This window comes from Paenibacillus sp. Paensp38, from assembly GCF_059491915.1.
The window spans coordinates 320,534-345,000 of the sequence record NZ_CP168516.1; the positions used below are offsets into that span (position 1 = coordinate 320,534).

The following is a 24,467-nucleotide window of genomic DNA, read 5'->3' on the forward strand; positions in this document are numbered from 1 at the left end:
TTTGGTAGTGTTTAAAAAGTTATACCGTGATTCAAACGCTCGTATAATGGGTTAGTATGTAGGGAAATCTTTTTTTGGGAGAGTAGGCCTATGAATACAAATAAAAATGAGAAGTTTAATGCAATTACGGAAACAACCGATGGCGTAAATACCGTTTATCTGAGTGGAGAGTTGGATCTTTCGGTAGCACCTGATTTTCGTCTGGTGATGGAGCCTTTGGTGGGGGAATCCAGCCAAGATTTGATTATTAACTTGAGAGACCTTAAATACATTGACAGCACAGGTATTGGAATCTTGTTATCCATTTTAAAAGCAAGGCATGGGATGGAGTCTCGCTTTGCTGTTCAAGAGGTACCGCCTCAAATTCAAAAGCTATTTGATATGACTGGTATTGCCAAATTCTTTGTCCCCCAGGAGAATTCCCAATAGGAAAGGAAAGAAAAAGAAATGAACGCTCAAATTCAAAAAGTAGTTCTTAATTTGCCGGCAACTGCTGACTTTGTTGATATTGTAAGATTAAATTTATACGGTATTGCCGCGAAAATGGGATTCTCTTATGAGGATATTGAAGACATGAAAGTGGCTGTATCGGAAGCCTGTAATAACTCTGTCCTTTATGCATATGGTCATGAGGGGGGAGTCGTGGAAGTGACATTCGAATTTGATGAAGTTTCGCTGTCCATTCGTGTCAAAGATGAAGGGGAGAGCTTTGAACGCGTGGAGGACCCGTCCCGTATCGCATCCTTGCATGACAAGGAGTTGAATGATGCACAGATAGGCGGATTAGGCTTTTATCTCATGCAGGCGCTTATGGACGATGTCCATATCTTGAATGAGACAGGAAAAGGCACCGAAGTGGTGCTGGTAAAGCGCTTGACCAGAAGTGAGGAAAGAGTATGAATGAAAAGGTAACTCCCCCGGAGTCGATGGATGAAGCCGTTGGTCTAATCTGGGAGTACCAGCAAACCAAGGATAACGATATTGCTACCGTGCTGATCCGCAAGTATGAGCCGATGGTCAAGATGGCTGCCGGGAAAATCTCCCGTAACCGTCCGGACTTATACGAGGATTTATATCAGACCGGTCAGATGGCTTTGATACGTCTGCTTCAGCAATACGATATCAGCTTGGGTATCCCATTTGAACCGTACGCTATGAAAAGTATGCTGGGACATATGAAAAATTATTTGCGCGACAAATCCTGGTACATCCAGGTTCCTCGCCGCATTAAGGAAAAGGGTGCGCTTGTTCAACATGCTATTGATGAACTGACCGTTAAGTTGGAACGCTCACCCAATGTGGACGAGATTGCGACCTATTTGGATCTAACCGTGGAAGAAACGATCGAGGTGCTTGCTGGTCGTGAGTGCTATCACTATGTTTCACTGGACTCGCCTTTATCCCAGGAAGAGAGTGCAGCTACGTTAGGCGAGCTCATTAGCTCGGATGCTAACGATTATGACGCTGTGGAAAAACGAATGGATTTGCAGCAGGCTTTAAGCCAACTGAAGGAGCAGGAACAGAAGGTGCTTCTTCTGGCATTTCAGGACGGTCAATCTCAACGTGCGATTGCCCAGACGTTGGGCGTATCACAGATGAGCGTTTCCCGTATTCAGAAGCGGGCTACGGAAAAGCTGAAGCAGATTATGTCTAATTCCTCTATTTCATGAGAAAAACGCGGAATTCTTGGTTTAACATATTTGATGTCACATCGTAAGGACACGTTATTCCGATATGGGAAACGTGTCCTTTTTATAAAGCGAAAAAGGTTGGGAGGAAGGTTGGAATCCATGACAGCATTTGAACAGATTTCTTCCTTTCGTGGAGGATGGGAATGGTGGGACATCAGTGCTGGGAATTGGCAAGATTCGGTCATACAGCACTTGAAGGAGAAGCTCCCAGAAGCCGCAGAATGGCTGGACAAGGTAGAGGACATTCCATCCAGCTTTATATCTGTACGCTTTCCAGATGGCAATCAGCCCTTAATGTACGGGTCGCTGATCTACTCCGTTCAAGAGGAAATCGATAGTCAACGCAATTGCAACAAGTTTTATTTTCTGGTTCTAAACCAGAAGCTGGTGACGTTAAATTTGGATCAAAACACCCGTGAAATTATGCACACCGCGGAACGCCAAAAAATGCTGGAACAGTGTGAGGATGCAGCTGACGGCATGTTTGTATTGGCGAGAGCCGTGCTTCATTATTTTCATACAGGTATGGATAAGTTCGAGATCAACCTGAGAAGACTGGAAGAGGACATGGAGAAAAGAAATGCCCGTACACTGATGGATTCTATATTGAATGCACGTTTCGAGCTGTTGTATTGGAGCAATATGTTCATTCCTTTTTCAGAGCTGGTAACGGCTTCTCGGGAGGCATATTTGGATAAACTGGAGGAGAATCGCTTTTTTAAGCAGTTACTTTACCGTGTGACTCGGATGGAAGGACTTTTCCTGCATTATGAAAAGGAAATCGACACCCTGATCTCTATTGACGAGGCCATTTCCGCTTTTAGGGGCAATGAGATTACGAAGACGCTCACCATTGTGACCGCCGTTTTTACACCTGCCACTGTAGTGGGGGCCATTTGGGGCATGAACTTTGAAAATCTGCCTTGGATTAAAACAGGCTGGGGTTTTACCGCCGTGATTATTGCCACATTGCTAAGTATGGCGGGAATGTACGGCTGGCTGATGATGAAGGGGTGGACAGGAGACTTATTGAAAACTAACAAGCGCAACAAATTGTAGCGGCTGCTTACAGCTGTTATAATTTACAAATAAAAAACGATCCATCGTAACAGGAAGCTCTTTGGGGAGTCTATATCGGTTACGATGGATCGTTTTTAATTGAGATAGGGACAATTACTTAGTACCTTGGCTCATTTTGATATATCCTAATAATTCGGCGATGAAATCTCCGATGACCGGAAGATTTAACTGTACCAGGAAACTGAGCAACCAAGCGAGCAAGGCGAGTATGACCACTGTACCCAGCGTAAGGCCGAGACCACGTGCAATCCCTGCAGTCAGATTGCTCATAATTCTTCTTTTCGTGCTGGAGTAGTTCTCTATAATATCTTTGAATTCTGCTTTTTCCAATGTATCTGCGATTTGATCTAGGCGTTTGTTAAGCCGCTTGACCTCATGGCGAAGTTCAAAAGGATGCTCATTTACATCAAAGTCTCTCTCCGGATCATGTGTTTTAACATGATGATGAGTAGAAGAGGTCTGCTTGGATGAAATCTCATCTGGCTGATCTTGAGCCTGGAGGGGGTGAAAGGTTCTCTTGTTGTTCCGAGCAAGATCATCTCCATAGGAGTTTGGTTTGTTCATTGTCATCCCAGCCTTTCTATCATTTAAAAACAGCCAGCTTCTTGCATGCTGGCTGTTCAGTGTTTGGATATTATTTTGGTTGTAATCGGAATGTGTTCCTATTAGGAATTTGCATTTAATTGTTTTTGAGTGTCCTTGGCTGCTTGAGCGGTTGCATCCATAACTTCTTTATCCGCTTTGGCCGCTTCATTAGCGACATCGGCAGAAGCTTTGGTTACGCTGGATATGATGTTGTCTTTACTCTCGGATACCGTTTTGGCTACATCTGCTGTTTTAGTGGAAACGGTTTTGGCCAAATCTGTCGCTTTGCTGCTAACTACAGATGCGACATCCTTCGTTTTATCGGAGACAACAGTCATTTTTTCGGACAGATCACTACGTAAATCGCGACCCGGCTTTGGAGCGAACAGCAGGGCTGCCGCAGCACCAATCAAACCTCCAATGAATAAACCCTTTGCAAAACCTGAAGTGCTTGCCATATTTTGATTGTCAATGTTACTCATGATATATCACTCCTTTTATAGAATAAAAATATATATAAATGTTAGGTAGCCCTTCTCAATAGCCTGGACGCAAGTCCGAGCAAGAATACGAACAATGCGGTTCCAAGTATGGCTGGAATGACTGCAAAATCTCCGATGACCGGGCCCCAGTCTCCCAACAGCATGACACCTAGCCAAGCTCCTACAAATCCAGCAATCATAGAGCCTGCAATGCCGCCAGGCATTTCATGTCCAGCTAGTGCATCGCCAATCAATCCGATAATAATGGCCATTACAATACTTAGTACAATTCCCCACACAAGGATCGCCTCCCTTATCCTAAGTTCACAAACGATAACGTTTTTGATAAATGCTGAGCTTCGATATTGCTGTGCCTTGCTTACTTCGTATATAAACGTCATGACCCGGAGTGAAACAAAAAGCCGAATCGGACGTTATGGGCGGGGGGGAGAAGAAAGTTGCATTTTCGCTCGCCAATAGATCATAGGAACGGTAAACGCCAGCCAAATGATGCCTGCAATATAACCACCCACAATATCTGTAGGAAAGTGAACTCCTAAATATATACGGCTTAGTCCAATCAATATAATGAGCAGTGCACCAAGAACGCACGGGAGGAAGAGCGAACGCTCACGAATCTTTCGTTCTATAGCCCAGATGGCAAATATCATGCCGTAAAATCCCATGGAAATCATCGCATGACCGCTGGGAAAACTGTAGCCCCCGGCTTCAACCAAATGTTGAAGTGACGGGCGTTCCCGTTGCAGAATTTCTTTAATGAGCGTATTCAGCACCCACATCGCCGTAAAGCTGCTTAGGATCGCAAAGGAATAAGCTTTTGAACGAAGAAAGACCCAGCATAAGGTAGCAGCACCGAGGGCGATAATTAACGACATGCTGAATGAACCGAAAGACGTAATGAATATAGCGATGGTTAGCAATTGGTCATGAGTAGCTGCTGTGTCTGGAAAAATAGCATCCTGTATACGCTCATCCCAATATAGAAAAGGAGCCGTGCCAATCCATTGCACAGAGTAGGCGATGAGAAGCATCACAGCGATCATGATAATAGATGCATACAGACTACGACGCAAATAGCTTGGTAGGAACCGGGATGGTTGGGGTTTATGGGATAGCATATGTAATAAATCTCCTCCTTATGGCTGTAATAGATTTAATTTTTCGTACTATTAACTTAACTAATAATGAACTTAAGAGCAAAACTCGACGGAGACGACAGGCTGATTGAGGCATTTAAGCCCGGGGTAAAGGGATCGTATCACAGTGTTTGTAATGCCAGGGCCGAAAGTGGAATAATCATCACGAAGCAAGGCTGCTTTACGGAACTGTAATCCATGGAGGTGTTAAGGATGATTAAAATAGTGACATCGGCAGAAAGACATACCTCAAATAAAGGATGGATTCATAGTGAGTTTAGCTTTTCATTTGCCGATTATGAAGATCCGAGCAATGCCCATTTTGGTTGTATGCTAGCCCATAATGATAACAAACTTGAACCGCAGCAAGGCTTCAAAAGACATCCGCATCACGATTTGGAAATCGTCACTTATGTAATTGAAGGCCAATTGCATCATAGCGACAGCTTGGGACATGAGCAGGATTTAAAAAGCGGCTCGATTCAGGTTCTGAGTGCAGGCATCGGGATTGAACATGAAGAGCGAAATACTGGGGATGAAAGATCGGTTCGCTTTTTGCAAATGTGGTTTTTACCCGAGAGCCCTGGCATTCAGCCTTCTTATCAGGTGCAAAGATTCAAGCACAGTGAACGCCTAAATCGGCTTCAGCCTGTTGTGTCTGGTTCAGAAGTGGAGGGAACGTTATCCATCGCGCAGGATATAAATCTGTATCTGAGCAGATTGGAAAAAGGCCAGCAGCTTGAATATCCGCAGCAAGAGGAGCGCCGCACCCACATTTATGTAGTTAGCGGTCATGTGGAAGTTACGTGCCAGGATGGAGATTTTCAGTTAGGGCCTGGTGATGCTGCACGAATTCAAAAAAGTTGTGCATTAAAGATACTAGCTACAGGTAATGAGGATATATCTGAACTGGTGTTAGCAGATTTACCTTGAAGCATCCTTGAGTGAAGAAGTGTATGAAAATGCGTATATGCAATCGAAAAATAAAGCTCGTATCCCCGTTGCGCGTCTGTTGAAGCGAGCGGAGGTACGAGCTTTATTTACGGTGACAGGGCCACTGGCATGAAGGCTGTTGCTCATGATGATAGGTTGTAATACAGCTAAGCTGTATTCCTATAGGCTGATTCAGGAGGACTTACGCAATCTACCCAGTTCAGAAACAATAGCTTCAACCTCGGAAATGCTCAGGTTAGGCTTGTTTATCACCATATCATAGACATCATGGATGTCCTCGTATTGCTCCAGCGAGAAAGCGGAAGCTTGCATAGCAGCACCACTCGCCATACGGAGCTTGGTTTTAATGCCCTCAATCATATACTCAATGTTGGCATGAGACGGTACAGACAAATCCATCGTTAATTTTCCATCCTTTCATAACAGGGGAAGTTGCCTGTATTGTATCATGTTTTTGTTGTAGAATGTACTGAAAGCCAGATTACCAATATACAACCGAATCAAGGAGGATGGGCAAAGTTGTCTTTGTATAATCGAGCTTCCGCACCCGGACGCTCGTCCTTAGAACATAATGTAAAGAAAACAGATCGAGATGGACTCGCGCCGTTTTTCCGAGAAATTCATCATCAGCATGCTATAGATAAGTTGACTTTTGTTTGTATCGGTACAGATCGCTCGTCGGGTGATTCACTGGGGCCACTGGTAGGCACCATGCTCAAGGAGCAAGGTTTTCCGCACGTGATTGGGACAATGTCGGAGCCCTGTGATGCGGATCATCTGGTTCCATACTTGGAGTGCATTCCCCAAGATCATCATGTGATCGCCATAGATGCTTGTCTTGGACAGCACGGCTCAACGGGAATGTTTCTTATTGCGTGTGAACCGCTAACTCCTGCGCGATCGGTAGGGCTGTCTCTGCCGTCTGTGGGTCATTATAGTGTTGCAGCGATTGTGAATGAGCGCAGTCCCAAACCCTATTGGACACTCCAAATGACTTCGCTTCACTTGGTCATGACAATGGCTGCGCATATTGCTAATGCGGCGGCTTGTGAATTTGGCTTAAAAACAGCTTCGCAAGATTTTCCAGAGGGTTACCGTTTCAGATATTGATCGTCTGCTTAATAATATACATCAGCATGTTCTACTCACTAATATATTCAGATCCAATAGATTATATACAGAGAAGGAAGGGTTCCACATGGAAAAGGTATTATGCGAAGGAACGACGATCTGCTATGCCGAACAGGGAAAAGGAGATCCGATCATTCTATTGCACGGATTTTGCGGAAGCTCCTCCTATTGGGATGAGGTTGTTCCCTTGCTGTCCCCAAGCTATCGTTGTATTGTTCCAGACTTGCGTGGACACGGACGCAGCGATGCTCCACTAGGAGCCTATACGATTGATCAAATGGCAGATGATGTGCTTAAACTTCAAGAACAATTGGACATCCCTCAGGCTGCCTGGTTTGGTCACTCCCTAGGAGGCTATTTAGCCCTTTCGGCAGTGCAAAGACATGCAGAGCGCCTTACAGCCTTTGGACTGATTCATTCCACAGCTTATGCAGATACGGACGAAGGTAAAGAAAAGCGTAACAAGGCTGTATCTACCATCCAAACGGAGGGGATTACCAACTTTGTAGATGGACTCGTACCGGGACTGTTTGCTCCTGATCATGTGGAGTCGATGTCCAGCCAATTACTTAAAGTCAAAGAAATTGGCTACAAAACACCTCCGCAAGGAGCTGTAGGAGCATCATTGGCTATGCGCGAGCGTCCTGACCGACGGGATGTGTTGTCGGCTTCTGCCTTGCCAGCTCTTTTAGTAGCGGGGGAGCAGGATCAGGCGGTTCCTCCAGCGCGGACGTTTACAACAGATCGGGCCGGAGTAACTCAGGTTACCCTGCCGGAAGCAGGTCACATGAGCCTGTTTGAGGCACCGGAGCTATTAGCTAATGCTATCTTGGCGTTTTTGGAGCAAAACTTGAAAAAGTAGACTAAGGTAAGCCCAAAAACCGGAACCCTTTGATGTGATCGTCAGAAGGTTCCGGTTTCTTGTATGCAAATTGTTTTTAGATGTGGTCACTATACATTCAGTTTATTTGAATTTTGCTGACTTGTTGTATCATATCGGTTAATGTGCAGAATACCTAAGTCATATTATTTTTGTTCAAGGCAAACGCCGTCGGCAAACCATCAATACTCTCTAAACTTTTCTCGTATGCATACTTTTTAAGTACTTCTTCGCCCATCTGAATCGCCACGTCCTTCAGCTTTTCCCGTTCGCTCGTGTAAGTCATGAAGGGAACTGCAAAACCACATGAATCCTGCACCATATGAACATCAACTACTATGATTTGTCTTGCTCCAGGAAGTGGATTAAAGAGAGGATACAGCTCATTCCAACGCTTTGTATTGGGCAACACGACTGTGCCAGTACCATAGAGTCTTAATACACTGGGCTCGCCTTCAAATGCACAGAACATGATGGTTACCCGTCCGTTCTCTATAATGTGCGCACTTGTTTCGTTGCCACTTCCCGACAAGTCGAGATAGGCTACCTCCTGATCTGACAAAATACGAAAGGAATCATATCCCTTGGGGGAAATATTCACATGCCCCGTCTCGGATATCGGTGCTGATCCTACAAAGAAAATATGCTGTCGCTGTATGAACTCTTTATATTCCGGTAGTATCGCACTGAATTTTTTTCCCATACTTAAACGTCCTCCCCTGTAAAATATCAATGCATAATTTTGTTTCGAATGAAAATAAATATTTTATTTTATTATATGAATCAATAAATAATAAAGATTATTTTTGTTTCGCATGAAACAAAAATAACACGAGACTAACGGAGAATCAATATCAAATTTTCAAATACTCTATTTCGTTAGTCCATGATCGGCTACAAAACACTGTACTAACGGAATGTTACGTGCCATACGTGATTTCTGAGTGTCGAATCTTTGATGCTATAAAGTATTTGTAATTGTGTTAAATGAAATTGCGGCATGGCGGTGGCATTTGGCTTTTAGACAAGGATGTCATACAATCAGAAGACAGAAGTTTCTGGTTGTCTAGGCATCGGGATGAAAGGAAGGGAACGGCTTGCTTAGAAAAGACTATTTGCTCAGTATGATGGAAGAATTGACATCCGCAGTAGCATCGGTGCTCGGTCTTAGGCGCGAAAATAAACACATCGAAGCGCTGAAACAGCTAGATGACCTGCTCAACAAGCAGTTTCGTCTTCGTTCAGATCTGCTCAGACGATTGCCGCCGGAACAAATTATTGAGCTTTTCCGATTGGGCCCTGGAATTGAAGCGGATAAGCTTCAGCAGGTGGCTCGCATTTTGGAGGAAGAAGCCGCGATTTACCTGGAAACCAGCAGAACAGACGAAGGTATACGAATCTTGATGAAATCTCTTCATTTATATTTGTACAGCGATACGAATGGCGCGACTCGTGATCTGCAGGTCCTGCCTGAACGAATAGCGTGTATCGTGAAGCTGGTGCGCGAATATGAGCTCCCCCCTGAAACCAGCAAGCTGCTGGCTGTTCATTACGAGCGAGAAAACAGGTTGGACGAAGCCGCCGATGTCTGGTTTGGATTGGCATGGGAGCAGCCAGAGCTGCTAGCGGAAGCGGAGACGTTTTATAGTCAATTACTGGATAAGACCAATGCAGAGCTGGAGCTGGGTGGAATTTCACGCCAGGAAGTCACCGAGGGTTTGACCGAGATCACCCAATTACATGAAAGAAAGTGAGATGTACCTTTTGGATTCACTGCGCGAACTTATATACCAATTGACCACGGGAGGATCCCTCATAACAGCGACGCTGAGTCAGCTTCGCAAACGGGAGGATGCTTCTTTTACTAAAGTACAAATTAAACCTGTAGAATTGAAAAACAAACTGCATTACCAGTTTGCTTTTCATTACAGCAACAAAGTCATTCATGAAAATCTGACCCCTGACGAAGCTAACGAGCGTATGACTGCCTTGTTTGAGGACACGTTCCGCCAAGGACTTTTATGCGCCAAGGATGCAGACTACCAAGTGCTGATCAGTAAAAAATATAAAGTATCCATTCTGACAAAGTCACCGAGCAAAAGTAAAGCCGACCTGTCTCATAATCGCAAAAAGCAATATGTGCTCGAAGAAGGGGAACGAATTCCTTTCCTGATTGAGCTGGGGATTATGAATGAGGATGGTAAGGTACTGGCCCGCAAGTATGATAAGTTTCGTCAAATTAACCGGTTTCTCGAAATGGTGCAGGATGTATTACCTAGCCTTCCGGTAGGCCGCCCATTGACGATTGTGGATTTTGGCTGTGGCAAATCGTATTTGACCTTTGCGTTGTATCACTATTTGGCTGTACAGCAAAAGCGACCATTGCAGATCGTTGGTTTGGACTTGAAGGCAGATGTCATTGAAGCCTGTAATGTTCTGGCTCAAAAGCTGCAATATCGACAGTTGGAGTTTCTGGTCGGTGATATCGCAGACTATAACGAACTGGAACAGGTGGATATGGTTGTTACCTTGCACGCTTGTGATACTGCAACAGATGCGGCGCTGGAAAAGGCTGTTCGCTGGGGTGCTTCCGTCATTTTGTCGGTTCCGTGTTGCCAGCATGAGCTGTTTAACCAACTGGAAAATCCGGTATTGGAGCCGTTGCTTTCCCACGGCATTTTAAAGGAGCGTTTTTCTGCACTGGCAACGGATGGAATCCGGGCCAAACTGCTGGATATGATGGGATATCGGACACAGCTATTGGAATTTATCGACATGGAGCATACACCTAAAAATATTCTGATTCGTGCCGTCAAAGGGCAAGCGGGAGAACAATCCGTTCTGTGGCGTGAATACACAGCATTTCGGGATTTTATTCATGCTGATCCTTATTTGGAACGCGCTTGTGCGGACTTGCTTCCCGAAGGAGCGGGGAAAAAGCAGACACATAGCTAGGAATATAGTAAAAGTGGAGCCACTGCGGGGTGGCTCCACTTTTTTGTAGTTCACAGTTCATGATTGCAGTACACAAACATCTATCCGCCATAGGCATTTCTAAAAGCGGTGCACAAGACATCGCGATCCACCTTCCACAATGCCGCGAGCTCCTCGCTGACATCTTCATCCCACCAGTCGCACAGTAGTTTGCGATTACTATGGTTTTCCGCAATCCAGATAAGGTGTCCGACGACCTTGCGGCAGTATAGTTCTTCGCCCTGCTTGACCAGATCAGGAGCAATGTGAACAGGCAGACGTTTGCAGGTTCGATACAACTCTTTGGTACATGCGCGGCGGATACCACGAGCCGTGGGTAATCGGGATTGTGAATTGTCATGTTTGGGGAATTTGCCGGGAGGCATATTGTACCCCCTCCTCTCTCTCACAACTTATGCGGGCAGAGGATCCGGGGTCACTGACTTCCCTTTTTGGACGAAGTGGCGACTTGTTCTGCCGCTGTGATACACTAAATGAAAATAGAGAAACAGGCAGGGAGTGGGAAGAGAGATGGACCAAATATCTAGTATCATTAATTATTTGTTTGAGATCATTCGTAGTCTTGGGTATTTTGGTATTATGCTAGGCTTGATGGTGGAGGTCATTCCAAGTGAAATAGTCCTCGCTTATGGCGGTTTTTTAGTGTCCTCGGGTCATATTAATTTTTTTGGCGCAGTCGTGTTTGGAACGATTGGCGGGGTGCTGGCCCAGTTGTTCATTTACTGGATTGGACGCTATGGCGGCAGACCCGTTTTAGATAAGTATGGGAAATACATACTCATCAAAAAAAGTCATGTTGACCACGCTGAAGCCTGGTTCAATAAATATGGCACAGGGGTCATTTTTACAGCTCGCTTTATCCCTGTTGTTCGTCACGCGATCTCAATCCCTGCCGGGTTGGCTCGAATGAACGTATGGCGCTTTATTATTTTGACAACGCTGGCGATTATACCTTGGTCTGTTTTGTTTATATATTTAGGTATGCTGTTGGGAGACAAGTGGGAACAAATTGACGAAGTGGCAGCACCTTACATCAAACCGATTTTGCTGGTTGCTCTTGCGCTCTTGATCATTTATTTTGTTATCAAATGGATTGTAGCCAAAAACAAAAAAGGAAGTGTATAACATGAGCCGTACTAACGTATCGCAATATTTCGGAAAGGGCTTGAGTCCTGAACAATTTATGGAGGGCATGGAAAAGAACAAAGAAGCCTTCCGCTCTGGATACGATCAGTTTGTGTGGAGCAGCGAAGAGGATCGGGAGTTTTTTGAAAGCCTGAACCATCGTGATGATCTGCGTGTGCTTATATTGGCTGCCGACTGGTGTGGGGATGTAGTACGCAATGTGCCAGTTGTGTTCCGCGCGTTGGAGAATAGCGGGATTCCAACCGAAGTATTGATTCTGGAAAATCATCAGGCGCTGATGGACGACTTCCTGACAATGGGCGGACGTGCTGTGCCGATTGTGATTTTTGCGGATACGGGAGGTCATGTACTTGGCCACTGGGGACCACGCCCTGCACATGTTCAACAAATTATGATCGCATTCAAACGTGAAAATCCAGATCGGGAAGCCGATGATTATCAAGAAAAAATCGCAGTTGCTCGTAAAGAAATGGCTGGAAAATATGGGGAGGGAACCGAGGTCCATCCTGTAATTGTTCAGGAATTACGCGAGCTGATCTCGGGATTTTAACTTATGACATTATCTATTCGCAGTTTTAATCTCGGCCCGCTCCAGACGAATGCTTATTTGCTTCAAGGAGATGATCCGAAGCGCGCTGTTATTATTGATCCAGGGATGAATCCGGGTCCTTTGCTGAGAGCCATTGAGCCACTGACGATTGAAGCTATCCTGCTGACGCATGCCCATTTTGACCATATCGGAGGAGTAGAGGAGATTCGCAATGCCAAAGACTGCCCGGTTTATCTGCACGCCTTGGAGCAAGACTGGCTTACATCTCCTAAGCTGAATGGCTCCTTGATGTGGCCAGAGGCATCCCCTCCGATCTCGACGGAACCAGCCGAATATGACTTGGCAGAAGGTCAACAATTGAACCTGATCGGTCACACGTTCCGGGTTTTCCATACACCGGGCCATTCACCCGGAAGTGTCAGCTTTTTATGCGGCAAAGATCTTTTTTCCGGGGATGTGCTATTTCGTCAGGGCGTTGGACGCACGGATCTGGCGGGCGGCCGCGAACGGGATCTATACGATTCTATTCAGAACAAATTGTTTCCACTCGGAGATGACGTTACAGTCTATTCCGGTCACGGTCCCAAAACGTCCATCGGTTATGAGAAAGCTAACAATCCGTATATCCGGTAAATGTGATGAATGTTCAGTAGGGGCAAAATCAAAGGTGTGACAGGTTTTGCCCCATTTCGACAACAAATTATAAATTATGTATAGACAAAGGTTTTTATTTTTGTTAACATAAATTTATTGAAGTTACATACTAAACTCGCGAAGCACGCAAGCTGTGGATGAATCCCGGTTTGCGTTCTTTTTTTTGCCCATTAAGAGGATAAAGAGGCATGAGGCCGTCAGATCACAAGGGGGAGCAAGAATGAAAAGAAAACATATATATGGGGTACAACGTGAGATTGGAGGTAGTTTCCGGGTTCCCAATATAATAGATATTGAAGATTCTGTGGCAGATTCCGAGCCGAAGATCATAACTTGGAAAAAGGTGAAACGACGGGGCGGAATCCCTACACAAAACTGGCATGTGAGGCTGAATGAACACAGGTTGGGACGTGGAGACGGTCGATTATGAAGATACATAGATGATATAGACAAGCTACTTTTTTTTTAGTAGACTTAGCAGATAAGTTCAGACAAACGGGGGGGCTAACGATGCATCATTTAGGAGCTAGAATTATGATCGTCGCGGATGCTTTTGAGCAGAATCTTCCTGTGGGCGAACATGGTTATATCATTGCTTACGACCGTAATGCGGACAATGCTTTTGACTATGTCATTCGCGTACCGAAGGTGAACCGCAATTTTTTTGTACCATCCGGAGACATCGAGCTGGAAGAGAGTATTCTCAAGCTGGAAGCCGAGCGGATTGAGCGTGAAGCGCTGATAGATTACGCCCTTGCTACCCATAATGAGCAACTGTTCATGCATGTGATGAACGGTGGTATTGATTCGGTAGAGACTGAGGAAGAAGAAACCGCGGCGGAGTTGTTGTCACAGGCTGATTTTATCAGACAAGTCAATTTGCGTGCTTGGATATAGAAGTCGGCTACGGTCGATTCTTTTTAAGAATATATAAAGGGCACAATCTCAGCTCCTATAGTTTTCACGAAAGAGCACCGAAAGGTGCTTTTTTTATATTCTTTTAGCAACATTTACCTCATCGAAGTGCAGTTTGCTTCTGTACCGCGTCAAAGATTGAATTGTAAAGGGTTCTATCCTATAATTAAAAACGTTATTTCAAAGTTCGGTGCAGCATTTTTTAATATCAGGATTTTGCAAAATTCGATTTCAGTCGCTTATTGGATTTTTTGCAAAATCCTCATATACATGAGGAGGGTTTTGTATGAACATTTCCACGGAAGATGTCCGTCACGTAGCCAAGCTGTCCAGGTTGAATCTGACCGCGGCTGAGGAAGAAACGATGACAGGACAATTAAACGCCATTCTCCATTATGCGGAGAAGCTGAATGAGCTGGATACGGAGCAGGTAAAGCCGACCACTCATGTGCTGCACGTCAGCAATGTCATGCGAGACGACGAAGTTCGCGAAAGTTTGACACATGAGCAAGTGATGCGCAATGCACCTGAAGAAGAAGACGGACAGTTTAAGGTTCCTGCTGTTCTGGAATAGATCTCATATTTGAAAGGAGGATGCAAATTGAGCTTGTTCAATAACACATTGCCCGAGATACATAACAAGCTGCATCAAAAGGAAATTTCCGTGAGTGATCTGGTAGGACACGCTCTGGAGACAATTGGTGCGCGGGAAGACAAGATCAGAGCTTATATTACCGTTGACGAGGAACAGGCCCGTGCATCCGCACGTCAGCTGGATGATCAACTGATTTCCGGAGAGGAAAGAGGGTTGTTGTTTGGCCTGCCAGTTGGCATTAAGGATAATATTGTGACAGAAGGGCTGCGTACAACATGTGGCAGTCAGTTTTTGAAAAATTTTGATCCCGTTTACGATGCCACAGTTGTTAGCAAGTTACGCGCAGCGCAAACCGTGACACTCGGTAAAATGAACATGGACGAATTCGCCATGGGCGGCTCTAACGAGAACTCCAGCTTTTTCCCTGCACGTAACCCTTGGGATTTAGAACGTGTTCCCGGTGGTTCCAGTGGCGGCTCGGCTGCGGCTGTTGCAGCGGGTGAGGCTTATTTCACGCTCGGCTCGGATACAGGGGGTTCCATTCGCCAGCCCGCTTCTTACTGCGGAGTAGTTGGCCTGAAACCAACCTATGGTCTAGTATCCCGCTTTGGACTGGTGGCTTTTGCCTCCTCTTTAGACCAAATTGGACCCATTACTAAAAATGTTCAGGATTCGGCCTATGTCCTACAAGCCATTGCAGGTTATGACCAGAAGGACTCCACTTCTGCAAAGGTAGACATTCCTGATTATTTGAACGCTTTAACCGGGGATGTAAAAGGACTACGTATCGCTGTGCCTAAAGAGTATCTTGGTGAGGGCGTCGATCCTCAGGTCAAGGAGAAGGTGCTGGATGCACTGAAAACGCTGGAAGGATTGGGCGCTGTATGGGAAGAGGTATCTCTTCCACACACGGAATATGCGGTTGCGACATACTACCTGCTGGCTTCATCCGAAGCGTCATCCAATCTGGCACGTTTTGACGGCGTGCGCTATGGTGTACGTTCTGACAATCCAGACAACCTGCTTGATCTATACCATCAGTCCCGTACGCAGGGTTTTGGTCCTGAGGTGAAGCGTCGGATTATGCTAGGTACCTATGCGCTCAGCTCTGGGTACTACGATGCTTATTATTTGAAAGCTCAAAAAGTGCGCACACTGATTAAACAGGATTTTGATCGTGTATTTGAACAATATGATGTGATTATCGGACCTACTGCACCGACAACTGCTTTCAAAATCGGCTCGCAAGTGGACGATCCATTAACAATGTATTTGAACGATATTTTGACGATTCCGGTGAGCTTGGCTGGTGTGCCAGCCATTAGCATTCCGTGTGGTCTAGCGGATGGAATGCCAGTCGGACTACAAATCATCGGAAAAGCCTTTGACGAGTCTTCCGTGCTACGCGTAGCTCATGCTTTTGAACAAAATACCGAATTTCACAAGCAGCGTCCGCAGCTGTAATTTGCCAAAAAGGAGGGAACCTATTCATGTCTACAACTACATCCAAGTATGAGACGGTCATCGGACTTGAAGTGCACGTGGAATTGCATACGAAGTCTAAAATATTCTGTGGATGCTCGACATCCTTCGGAGCACCACCCAACTCTCATACATGTCCGGTCTGTCTCGGTCATCCAGGGGTATTGCCGGTATTGAACCGTCAGGCCGTTGATTATGCGATGAAAGCAGCAATGGCGCTGAATTGCACCATTGCTGATGTGAGCAAGTTTGACCGCAAGAACTATTTTTACCCCGATTCACCTAAGGCCTACCAAATCTCACAATACGATCAACCCATTGGCGAAAATGGCTGGATTGATATTGAAGTGAATGGTGAGACAAAGCGTATCGGTATTACTCGACTGCATCTGGAAGAGGACGCAGGGAAATTAACACATGTTGATGGTGGCTACGCATCTTTGGTCGATTTTAATCGGGTCGGCACACCATTGGTCGAGATCGTTTCGGAACCGGAAATATCTTCGCCGGAAGAAGCCAAGGCCTATCTGGAAAAAATACGTGCCATTATGCAGTATTGTGACGTATCCGATGTGAAGATGGAGGAAGGATCACTTCGCTGCGACGCGAATATCAGTCTTCGTCCGCATGGACAAAAAGAGCTAGGAACTAAAGCGGAACTGAAAAACATGAACTCCTTCCGTGGCGTACAGCGCGGACTGGAATATGAGCAGTTCAGGCAGGAGCAGACGCTGGACGAAGGCGGAACAATTGTACAGGAGACACGTCGTTGGGATGAAGCACAAGGTAAAACTTTATCCATGCGTGGTAAAGAACAGGCCCATGACTATCGTTATTTCCCAGACCCGGATCTCGTTACTCTTCATATAGACGAGGAATGGAAAGAGCGCATCCGTGCTTCGATTCCTGAATTGCCTGACCAGCGTAAAGCACGCTACACTTCCGAATATGGATTACCTGAGTATGATGCCCAGGTGATTACGTCCTCCAAGCCATTGGCCGATTTGTTCGAGGATAGCCTTCAATTCACCAAGGATGCCAAAGCAGTATCCAACTGGATTATGGGGGATCTACTCGGTTATTTGAACAGTGCCGGTGTTGAACTGTCGCAGGTTAAATTGACCGGTCGGGGCTTGGGTGAAATGATCGGACTGCTGGAGAAGGGAACGATCAATAGCAAAATCGCTAAAACGGTCTTCAAGGAAATGCTGGAAAGTGATAAACTGCCACAGCAAATTGTCGAAGAAAAAGGGCTTGTACAAATCAGTGATGAGGGTGCGATCCTTACAATTGTCGAACAAGTTGTAGCAGCTAACCCGCAATCAGTTGAGGATTACAAAGCTGGCAAGCAAAAGGCCATCGGCTTCCTAGTCGGTCAAGTGATGAAGGAGAGCAAGGGGAAGGCAAACCCTGGCCTTGCTAATAAGTTGCTGACGGAAGTGCTGAACCGCTAATGGCATAGATTTGACAGGGGCTTGTCTTTTAGGGACAGGCCCCTTTTGCATAGCCGCTAAGAATGGTTGGCGCGAACAAGCTTTAGAACCTGATGGCATTTTATGAGTTTCCTTAGGAGGGAAAACAGCATGGTTACCCTATGTTCATTGGAAGATGATGATATCGTCAGTCAGATATGGCGTCTACAGCATGTTGCCTATAGGCTGGAAGCTGAGCTGATTGGGTTTGATGAAATTCCTCCACTGATGGATACATTGGATACGCTGAGAAGCTGTGGAGAGTCTTTTTATGGGTGGCTGGAGGACGGTGAATTGCTAGGAGCACTGGCTGTGCAGTCCGAATCGCCCGATTCGCTTACCCTTACACGTATGATGGTTCACCCAGATCATTTTCGTAAAGGCATTGCAGATTCTTTAATGAAGCATGTTTTGAATGAATATCAAAATATCCCGTTGTTTATCGTCTCTACAGGAACTCTAAATACTCCTGCGGTGGCGTTATATCGAAAACATGGCTTTCGTCCCGTATCTGCGGCTGAGGTCGCTCCAGGCGTGGAATTAACTACCTACCATCTGCATAAGGTGGAATAGCATTGAGGTATCAAATTGACATTAAAAATGCACATAAGCCCACAAACCGCGCACCCGGAGTGGGAAGCACGACATAACCGGGAGGAGAGACTCGAATGAATAATCCGTGGATTATAGACGATTCACATATCATTTTACGGCTTTTACTGTCCATGCTTCTCGGTGGATTCATTGGGTTTGAACGCGAGCGTTCCAATCACGCAGCTGGTTTGAGGACTCATATTATGGTCAGCCTTGGTTCGACGCTGATTATGCTACTCTCCATTTACGGCTTTGCCGATTTTATTAAAGAAGCTAATGTACGCATAGATCCCGCTCGTTTGGCTACCGCTGTGATCACTGGCGTAGGCTTTTTGGGTGCAGGAACGATTATGTTCACAGGTAAATCCATTACCGGACTAACGACTGCGGCTTCCATTTGGGTCGTGGCTGCTATTGGCCTTGGGGTTGGAGCAGGGTTTTATTTCCCATCTATAGCGGCGACAGTGCTCGTATTTTTAAATTTATGGGTGTTTAACAAAGTTGAACTTCGGTATATGCGTGGACGCAAGCGCCATCTTATTACATTGTACGGATTGGCCTCTCACGGATTGCTGGATCAGATTTCGACTTATTTAGAGCAAGAAAAAGTGGAAATACGTAAAATAATGATTAAAGAACATGAAAATGTCCCATTTCACGAATTACATCCAGATCGGCAGAGTATGGAGGTTTCCCTAGAGGTGCTGGCCCGTCATGATTTTAATCCTGTACGTATTGCAGCAGATTTACGACAATGGGAAGATATAGCTGCAGTCTCTGTTGAGTAATAGGGTACCTTTTTTTAACAGTTACTCTTAAATCTGATTGGGGTACTATGTAAGCATTGAAATGTTTTTCAGCGGAACCACGTATGGGATTCAAAGGGGAGGATGGCATGAACTCGGAACAACCGTTACCGTCTGGAGAGGCTGGACAGCTACAAGCATCGGAACAGCTGGAACAACCCAGACAGGGGAAGCGTCTAAAATACGCTAAATTTCGCAAAGTGATTGCCATTATCATGGCGGCATTGTTACCCGGACTGGGACATCTTTTTTTAGGACTGTTTATCAGGGGGCTTAGTTTTATTGTATTGCTCCTGCTAGATATTTTTGCGATGCTGTATGTTTCCTCTGACGGCTTAAGGATCAACATTCCATTACTTATTTTGCTTGGATTATTCATACCTGTTTTATATTTTTATAATGTATATGATGTCTTACAGTCTGCAGATTATATGGTTCGCTATCGACGTAAGCCTGATCGTTATGTACGAATGGATGCTAGAGGCCAGCAAAGTAGTCCTTTTTATGCGTGGGAGAGAGGCTTTGCTTTTGCTGTGCTGATGGTGGCAGGCGGTGGGCTTATGATTTTGTTTCGCATGAAACCTCGCTGGTTGAGCAATTTCTTTGAGGATTATGGATTCCTTACGCTGGCTATTTTATTAATGATGATCGGTTTATTCCTTTTTCTAAGGGAAGCCTTTCTGACCTTTAAGCGTAAAAAGTTGAAAGAAAGAGGGTGAAGCTGGCGTGCACCGTAAAATAAGAGTCGGGCGCTACACCTCTTCGCTTCTGTTGATGGCTGTAGGCATTTTGCTTATTGTAGATGTGTTTCAAAATACTGAATATATGCTTCAACTCCTCGTTTGGTGGCCTGTAATCTTCGTGCTTTGGGGACTGGAGTATCTAATTTTTTTTGCTGTGTACTTTCGGAAAGAAGGCAAGTCTGACAATGGAAGGCGATTCAGACCTGACCTAAAGGGGATTCTGTCCGCTTTGGTAGTGGCAGCCTCGGTTTTTATCGTGACCCAGCAAAATCATTATATGTATCTGTGGAATCGGGTCAGTCTCAATCTGACGTCAGCCTCTATGGATTTTAGCCAGGCTAAAGAGAATCGGTATGATATGGGTGGTGTGCTGGTACCTGTAACTATGCAGACGTCCGATTTAATAGTTGATTCGGTTAATGGTGATGTAACACTGATCAGACGACCTGTGTCCAATATAGAGGTACGAGGGACTCTATGGGTGGATCAAGCGCCTGCTGCCGAAGCGGACAAGATTGCTCAAGCTTCTTCACTGACTTCTACCGACGGCAAGACTATCCAGATTCGTCCGGAGGCACAGTCATACGGAGCATCAAGCAAACGTCAGCCCCGTGTGAACATGCTGATCACCGTGCCTGAGGACCGACGGTTCAATATGCAGATTAGAACCTCCAACGGGAATATTACCTTGAATGGAGTTGATGCTATTGACAGCATTAGACTCGAGAGCGGTAATGGAAATCTCATCGTTAATGACGCTATCGGCAATGTCAAGGGAGGCACGCTGAACGGTCAGGTTAAATTGCATCGGATTTCTGGAGATGTGGATGTGCGCACGAACCGAGGCGACATGCAGGCAGGCGATATTGAGGGAGCTGTCACACTACATACCATGGTAGGTGACATTCAGCTTGCTCGTTCGGAAGGAGATATCACTGTTGATACTCAGAATGGGGACATGAATGTGTTGAATTCTACAGCCAAGCTGAATGCTAATTCGCTTAATGGCTCTATCAAAGTGCATAGCGAACAGGTGAGCGGAGATTGGAAAATATACAGTGCTGTCGGTGATATCGTATTGGATCTTCCGTCGAATGGAGATTTTCAGTTAGAGGGTTCAAGCAGTTATGGTAATCTTCAATCCGATTTTCCATTTAAAATAGACAGTAAAAGTATTTCAGGCCAAAACGGGACAGGCAAGTATGCGATCAACGTGGAGGGCAACAGTAATTTAACCATTAAAAAGTTACTGATGCCGTCGTTACCCGACTTGGAAGATTCCGGGGGTACGACTGCGCCCGATACATCTGAAATCTCTCCGGCTGAACCTAGAGCTCCCGAGACAGATACCTCTATAGGAGCATCCGGCGACAATACGGCGCGTTGACAAGAAACTTGAGTAGACCGTACAATGTGAGTAGGTTTAGAAGTAAGTTGTAAATAGATGCGTGGTAATTGATAGGATCGTAAGTAAGGGATAAGGCGGTGGACATATATGGCAGCACGCGTCCAGCATGCTTTGGAACTTCTAAAGAAGACAGGTGTACGCATAACACCCCAGCGTCATGCCATATTAAACTATTTGATGGAAACCATGGGGCATCCGACTGCAGATGAAATATATCGAGCGCTTGAGTCCAAGTTTCCAAGTATGAGTGTGGCTACGGTTTATAATAACTTAAAGATGTTTATAGAAGCGGGTATGGTACATGAGTTGACCTATGGAGATAACGCCAGTCGTTATGATGCCAATATTTCGGAGCACTATCACATCATTTGCGAAAAATGCGGAAAAATTGAAGATTTCAGTTATCCCTATTTGGCTGATGTGGAACGTCATGCTGCGTTGGAAACAGGCTTCGAAGTGCATGGACATCGTATGGAGTTACACGGAGTATGCAAAACTTGTAGTAACAAACAAACGTAACGAAACAAGGAATAGAGTTTTTTTTGTGCGGTATGTATATATTGTAATGGATTGGAAACGTGAGCAATTCTCCGTAAGCGGGGATTTACCGCGTTTTTTTGTTTAAATCACTTTACTTTTGTTTCAAGTAATCTGTTGAGGTTACAAAATACGGAATTCAAAGTTCATACAATGGAGGTTCAATATTGGCCAGAAATCATTCCAGACGCCGCCGTAAACGTTCACGATTCAAAGGAGCGGCAAGCCTGCTATTATTTGCAGCGATTATATGCGCAATTACTGTCGTATGGTTTGGTAATCCCCTTCATGAGAAACCCGATTGGCAGGGCAGTGTCCGTCCTATTTTTATGCAGGGCAAGTTGACTGGGTATGAAGCTCAAAGCTCCGGCAAGAACATGCTGATGCCGCTTAAATTGGTGCAAAGTCAAATTGATCCTTCGGTTCGCTATGAGGATGACAGCCAAACCGTCATTATGGCGACGAGACAAAGCTTGCTCTATATGAAGGTTTCGAAGGCACAAGGGGAATTGAATGGTAAAACATATGCGCTGAGCGCAGCCCCCCAGGTGATCAGTGGAGAGGTATATATCCCGATAGAGGCTGTACGTGAAGTATACGGCGTTTCTATACACGAAGACTCTGTAACGGGTGCCGTTATCTTGATGAAGGCCGGCGAGAAGGTCAGGCTGGGTAATGTAGAAAAGAAGGATGGGCAACAGGATGCTAGAATTGCCTTACGTAAAGAAGCCTCTAGCCTATCTTTTATTTTGACAGATGTACCTCAGCGGACGAAAGTACGTATCTGGTCCCAACAGGGTGATTGGTATTTTGTGCAGTTAGACAATGGCTATGCAGGATACATTAAATCAGACCATATCGCTGAAGGAGAAGAGCTTGTGATTCCTTCGGTTAAGGACGATTTGTCCATATCGGAGAAGCATTGGGAGGGTAGACCAGTGAATCTCGCTTGGGAAGCCGTCTATAATCGCAAGCCCGATCCTTCCAAGTTTGATCCTATGCCTGGAGTAAATGTGGTGAGCCCTACGTGGTTCAGTGTCGTCGATCATGAGGGCACTGTAGAAAGCAAAGCGGATCCTTCTTATGTCAGCTGGGCACATCGCAAGGGTATGGAGGTTTGGGGGTTGTTGAGCAACAGTTTTAATCCCGAACTAACAACAGAAGCTTTGTCTACCTTTGAACGTCGAAAGTCGATTGTAGATCAGATGATTTCACTTGCTCAACAAAATGATCTGGACGGTATTAATATCGACTTTGAAAATGTTCATACAAAGGATGGCCCCAATGTCACCCAATTTTTGCGTGAACTTAAACCGATGGCTCGGGAACATGATTTGATACTGTCCATTGATGTTACGCCTAAATCTCAAAGTGAGATGTGGTCTGTTTTTTTGGATCGAAAAGCATTGGGGACTATAACAGATTATCTCATGGTAATGGCGTATGATGAGCATTGGGCGGCTAGTCCAAAAGCTGGTTCCGTCGCCTCGTTACCATGGACGGAAGCGTCAATTAAGCGAATTATTCGGGAAGATGAAGTGCCGTCTCAAAAAGTGGTTTTAGGTATTCCGTTATATACTCGCGTGTGGTCCGAGACTCCCAAAGAAGGGAAGATTAAGGTCACCTCCAAATCACTTGGTATGGAGTCAGCAGCCAATATCATAGCCCAATTTAAGTTGAAGCCCAAGTTTAGAGCTTCCGAAGGCCAGAATTATGTCGAGTATACAGAAGACGGCGTAGTCAAAAAGATTTGGCTGGAGGATCAGGTATCTCTGAAGGCAAGAGTAGAACTTGCCAAATCGCTGAAGCTCGGAGGAATTGGTGTGTGGAATCGAAGCTTTGCAGATAAAGACGCTTGGATAACACTGAAAAAAATAAGTGAATAAGATAAAAAAATTTACAATTGAAGAAGGAAGTTTCTTATTTATGTAGAAATGATCACATGTATCCAAATATCCAATTTGCGGTCATAGCCGCCTTGCAGGTATGGAGGGAGAAGTGCAGCTAACCAAATTAAACCTGATATATGATGAATTGTTGCAGGAGGATTCGATAGGTATTATTTCGTACAGAAAACCGGGAGAGTATTTTCACGGTTCGATGTTGTATGACTTTGATGAACTCATTCTAATTATTGGAGAAGGCACCAAGCCAGTCCGTTCTATTCAACACTTATTTATGAATGGTTTAAGATGCCAAGTGTTGTACGCAACGCTCAGTTGTCTGAAGGAATGGATTATCGCTGGTGAACAAGCCAACATTATAGATTATGTGCTAGAAGGGCGTATTGTCTGGGAAAGGGATGACAGGGTTCGCTTTTTAAGACAGGAAATTGTTGATTTTAACGATCCACTGCGGGAGCAGAAGCGATTTCATGAGTTCTCCCGCTTTCTGGTCAATTACGTTCATGGTAAAAGAGCGGTGCGAGAAGGGCGGATCATTGACGCTTATCAAAGTGTTCTGAAAGCATTGGATCATTGGGCATCTATTGAACTCATTGAACGGGGGATTTATCCAAAGGTTCACTTATGGGTTCAGGTACAGCCTCTGGATCGAACAATTGACAAACTGTATAACGAACTCACATTAAGTACGGAAACCTTGGAACAAC

At 45.2% G+C, this 24,467-nt stretch carries 31 protein-coding genes (1 of these 31 cut by a window edge); 24 read left to right on the top strand and 7 right to left on the bottom strand.

Features of this window, described 5'->3' with window-relative positions:
* Positions 1–90 precede the first annotated feature (90 nt).
* The 4 genes from ACEN8J_RS01390 to ACEN8J_RS01405 all read left to right on the top strand — a co-directional run bounded on the left by ACEN8J_RS01390 (position 91) and on the right by ACEN8J_RS01405 (position 2,750).
* On the top strand, positions 91–429 hold the full coding sequence (locus ACEN8J_RS01390) for an STAS domain-containing protein (protein WP_023990272.1): 339 nt from the start codon (positions 91–93) through the stop codon (positions 427–429).
* Between the two features lie 18 nt (positions 430–447).
* The gene (rsbW, locus tag ACEN8J_RS01395; RefSeq protein WP_013311930.1) at positions 448–900 is read left to right on the top strand and encodes an anti-sigma B factor RsbW; all 453 of its coding nucleotides are present in this window, start codon (positions 448–450) and stop codon (positions 898–900) included.
* A complete protein-coding gene (locus ACEN8J_RS01400; protein ID WP_495594191.1) occupies positions 897–1,670 on the top strand; it encodes a sigma-70 family RNA polymerase sigma factor in 774 nt (257 codons plus the stop codon). Before rsbW ends, ACEN8J_RS01400 begins: the two co-directional genes overlap by 4 nt.
* 120 nt (positions 1,671–1,790) lie before the next feature.
* A complete protein-coding gene (locus tag ACEN8J_RS01405; RefSeq protein ID WP_029517173.1) occupies positions 1,791–2,750 on the top strand; it encodes a magnesium transporter CorA family protein in 960 nt (319 codons plus the stop codon).
* A gap of 114 nt (positions 2,751–2,864) precedes the next feature.
* Here ACEN8J_RS01405 and ACEN8J_RS01410 read toward each other — a convergent pair whose 3' ends face one another.
* The 4 genes from ACEN8J_RS01410 to ACEN8J_RS01425 all read right to left on the bottom strand — a co-directional run bounded on the left by ACEN8J_RS01410 (position 2,865) and on the right by ACEN8J_RS01425 (position 4,977).
* Positions 2,865–3,341 carry a DUF5665 domain-containing protein gene (locus ACEN8J_RS01410; protein ID WP_049816975.1) on the bottom strand — a complete coding sequence of 159 codons (477 nt, stop codon included), beginning with the start codon at positions 3,339–3,341 and terminating at the stop codon, positions 2,865–2,867.
* A gap of 95 nt (positions 3,342–3,436) precedes the next feature.
* Positions 3,437–3,838, bottom strand: a complete 402-nt coding sequence (locus tag ACEN8J_RS01415) for a YtxH domain-containing protein (RefSeq protein WP_039273640.1) — start codon at positions 3,836–3,838, stop codon at positions 3,437–3,439.
* Between the two features lie 41 nt (positions 3,839–3,879).
* On the bottom strand, positions 3,880–4,137 hold the full coding sequence (locus ACEN8J_RS01420; protein WP_069011991.1) for a GlsB/YeaQ/YmgE family stress response membrane protein: 258 nt from the start codon (positions 4,135–4,137) through the stop codon (positions 3,880–3,882).
* A gap of 135 nt (positions 4,138–4,272) precedes the next feature.
* Positions 4,273–4,977 carry a phosphatase PAP2 family protein gene (locus tag ACEN8J_RS01425; RefSeq protein ID WP_069011993.1) on the bottom strand — a complete coding sequence of 235 codons (705 nt, stop codon included), beginning with the start codon at positions 4,975–4,977 and terminating at the stop codon, positions 4,273–4,275.
* Between the two features lie 231 nt (positions 4,978–5,208).
* Between ACEN8J_RS01425 and ACEN8J_RS01430 the strand changes: the two genes are divergently transcribed.
* Positions 5,209–5,928, top strand: a complete 720-nt coding sequence (locus ACEN8J_RS01430) for a pirin family protein (RefSeq protein WP_069011995.1) — start codon at positions 5,209–5,211, stop codon at positions 5,926–5,928.
* A 192-nt stretch (positions 5,929–6,120) separates the two neighbouring features.
* On the opposite strand, the gene ACEN8J_RS01435 is transcribed toward ACEN8J_RS01430, so the two are convergent.
* Positions 6,121–6,348, bottom strand: a complete 228-nt coding sequence (locus tag ACEN8J_RS01435) for a DUF1128 domain-containing protein (protein WP_029517178.1) — start codon at positions 6,346–6,348, stop codon at positions 6,121–6,123.
* Positions 6,349–6,468: 120 nt separating this feature from the next.
* On the opposite strand from ACEN8J_RS01435, the gene yyaC reads away from it, so the two are divergent.
* Positions 6,469–7,059, top strand: a complete 591-nt coding sequence (gene yyaC, locus ACEN8J_RS01440; RefSeq protein WP_039273804.1) for a spore protease YyaC — start codon at positions 6,469–6,471, stop codon at positions 7,057–7,059.
* Between the two features lie 88 nt (positions 7,060–7,147).
* Positions 7,148–7,942 (top strand): alpha/beta fold hydrolase, encoded by a 795-nt coding sequence (locus ACEN8J_RS01445; protein ID WP_029517180.1) that lies wholly within the window; start codon positions 7,148–7,150, stop codon positions 7,940–7,942.
* Between the two features lie 154 nt (positions 7,943–8,096).
* Here ACEN8J_RS01445 and ACEN8J_RS01450 read toward each other — a convergent pair whose 3' ends face one another.
* Positions 8,097–8,663, bottom strand: coding sequence for a pyridoxamine 5'-phosphate oxidase family protein (locus tag ACEN8J_RS01450; protein WP_069011999.1), 567 nt, complete (start codon positions 8,661–8,663; stop codon positions 8,097–8,099).
* A 394-nt stretch (positions 8,664–9,057) separates the two neighbouring features.
* Between ACEN8J_RS01450 and ACEN8J_RS01455 the strand changes: the two genes are divergently transcribed.
* Positions 9,058–9,714 carry a DUF6483 family protein gene (locus tag ACEN8J_RS01455; protein WP_069012001.1) on the top strand — a complete coding sequence of 219 codons (657 nt, stop codon included), beginning with the start codon at positions 9,058–9,060 and terminating at the stop codon, positions 9,712–9,714.
* On the top strand, positions 9,701–10,915 hold the full coding sequence (locus tag ACEN8J_RS01460; protein ID WP_029517183.1) for a class I SAM-dependent methyltransferase: 1,215 nt from the start codon (positions 9,701–9,703) through the stop codon (positions 10,913–10,915). The genes ACEN8J_RS01455 and ACEN8J_RS01460 overlap by 14 nt, the downstream gene beginning before the upstream one ends.
* 80 nt (positions 10,916–10,995) lie before the next feature.
* On the opposite strand, the gene ACEN8J_RS01465 is transcribed toward ACEN8J_RS01460, so the two are convergent.
* Positions 10,996–11,319: a hypothetical protein gene (locus ACEN8J_RS01465; protein WP_029517184.1), complete on the bottom strand. Its 324-nt coding sequence runs from the start codon at positions 11,317–11,319 to the stop codon at positions 10,996–10,998.
* A gap of 145 nt (positions 11,320–11,464) precedes the next feature.
* Between ACEN8J_RS01465 and uptA the strand changes: the two genes are divergently transcribed.
* The 15 genes from uptA to ACEN8J_RS01540 all read left to right on the top strand — a co-directional run.
* Positions 11,465–12,079: an undecaprenyl phosphate transporter UptA gene (gene uptA / locus ACEN8J_RS01470; RefSeq protein WP_029517185.1), complete on the top strand. Its 615-nt coding sequence runs from the start codon at positions 11,465–11,467 to the stop codon at positions 12,077–12,079.
* Between the two features lies 1 nt (position 12,080).
* Positions 12,081–12,650 (top strand): thioredoxin family protein, encoded by a 570-nt coding sequence (locus ACEN8J_RS01475; RefSeq protein WP_029517186.1) that lies wholly within the window; start codon positions 12,081–12,083, stop codon positions 12,648–12,650.
* 3 nt (positions 12,651–12,653) lie between these two features.
* A complete protein-coding gene (locus ACEN8J_RS01480; RefSeq protein WP_069012005.1) occupies positions 12,654–13,283 on the top strand; it encodes an MBL fold metallo-hydrolase in 630 nt (209 codons plus the stop codon).
* 241 nt (positions 13,284–13,524) lie between these two features.
* Complete coding sequence (locus ACEN8J_RS01485) at positions 13,525–13,734, top strand: hypothetical protein (protein ID WP_069012007.1); 210 nt, start codon at positions 13,525–13,527, stop codon at positions 13,732–13,734.
* Positions 13,735–13,814: 80 nt separating this feature from the next.
* Positions 13,815–14,201, top strand: a complete 387-nt coding sequence (locus ACEN8J_RS01490; RefSeq protein ID WP_025675434.1) for a hypothetical protein — start codon at positions 13,815–13,817, stop codon at positions 14,199–14,201.
* A 304-nt stretch (positions 14,202–14,505) separates the two neighbouring features.
* Complete coding sequence (gene gatC / locus ACEN8J_RS01495) at positions 14,506–14,793, top strand: Asp-tRNA(Asn)/Glu-tRNA(Gln) amidotransferase subunit GatC (protein ID WP_013311910.1); 288 nt, start codon at positions 14,506–14,508, stop codon at positions 14,791–14,793.
* Between the two features lie 27 nt (positions 14,794–14,820).
* Positions 14,821–16,278, top strand: a complete 1,458-nt coding sequence (gene gatA, locus ACEN8J_RS01500) for an Asp-tRNA(Asn)/Glu-tRNA(Gln) amidotransferase subunit GatA (protein ID WP_023990257.1) — start codon at positions 14,821–14,823, stop codon at positions 16,276–16,278.
* Positions 16,279–16,304: 26 nt separating this feature from the next.
* Positions 16,305–17,750: an Asp-tRNA(Asn)/Glu-tRNA(Gln) amidotransferase subunit GatB gene (gene gatB, locus ACEN8J_RS01505; protein ID WP_013311908.1), complete on the top strand. Its 1,446-nt coding sequence runs from the start codon at positions 16,305–16,307 to the stop codon at positions 17,748–17,750.
* Positions 17,751–17,879: 129 nt separating this feature from the next.
* On the top strand, positions 17,880–18,341 hold the full coding sequence (locus ACEN8J_RS01510) for a GNAT family N-acetyltransferase (protein ID WP_029517189.1): 462 nt from the start codon (positions 17,880–17,882) through the stop codon (positions 18,339–18,341).
* 95 nt (positions 18,342–18,436) lie between these two features.
* Positions 18,437–19,150 (top strand): MgtC/SapB family protein, encoded by a 714-nt coding sequence (locus ACEN8J_RS01515; protein ID WP_029517190.1) that lies wholly within the window; start codon positions 18,437–18,439, stop codon positions 19,148–19,150.
* Between the two features lie 83 nt (positions 19,151–19,233).
* The gene (locus ACEN8J_RS01520; RefSeq protein ID WP_029517191.1) at positions 19,234–19,887 is read left to right on the top strand and encodes a hypothetical protein; all 654 of its coding nucleotides are present in this window, start codon (positions 19,234–19,236) and stop codon (positions 19,885–19,887) included.
* A gap of 7 nt (positions 19,888–19,894) precedes the next feature.
* Positions 19,895–21,298: a DUF4097 family beta strand repeat-containing protein gene (locus tag ACEN8J_RS01525; RefSeq protein ID WP_029517192.1), complete on the top strand. Its 1,404-nt coding sequence runs from the start codon at positions 19,895–19,897 to the stop codon at positions 21,296–21,298.
* Between the two features lie 108 nt (positions 21,299–21,406).
* Positions 21,407–21,838, top strand: coding sequence for a Fur family transcriptional regulator (locus tag ACEN8J_RS01530; protein ID WP_029517193.1), 432 nt, complete (start codon positions 21,407–21,409; stop codon positions 21,836–21,838).
* 185 nt (positions 21,839–22,023) lie between these two features.
* Positions 22,024–23,742, top strand: coding sequence for a glycosyl hydrolase family 18 protein (locus tag ACEN8J_RS01535; protein ID WP_069012010.1), 1,719 nt, complete (start codon positions 22,024–22,026; stop codon positions 23,740–23,742).
* A 112-nt stretch (positions 23,743–23,854) separates the two neighbouring features.
* Positions 23,855–24,467: the 5' portion of a nucleotidyltransferase-like protein gene (locus ACEN8J_RS01540; protein WP_029517195.1), read on the top strand. It continues 266 nt past the right edge of the window; 613 of the gene's 879 nt are visible here — the first part of the coding sequence; its start codon is at positions 23,855–23,857; its stop codon lies off the right edge, out of view.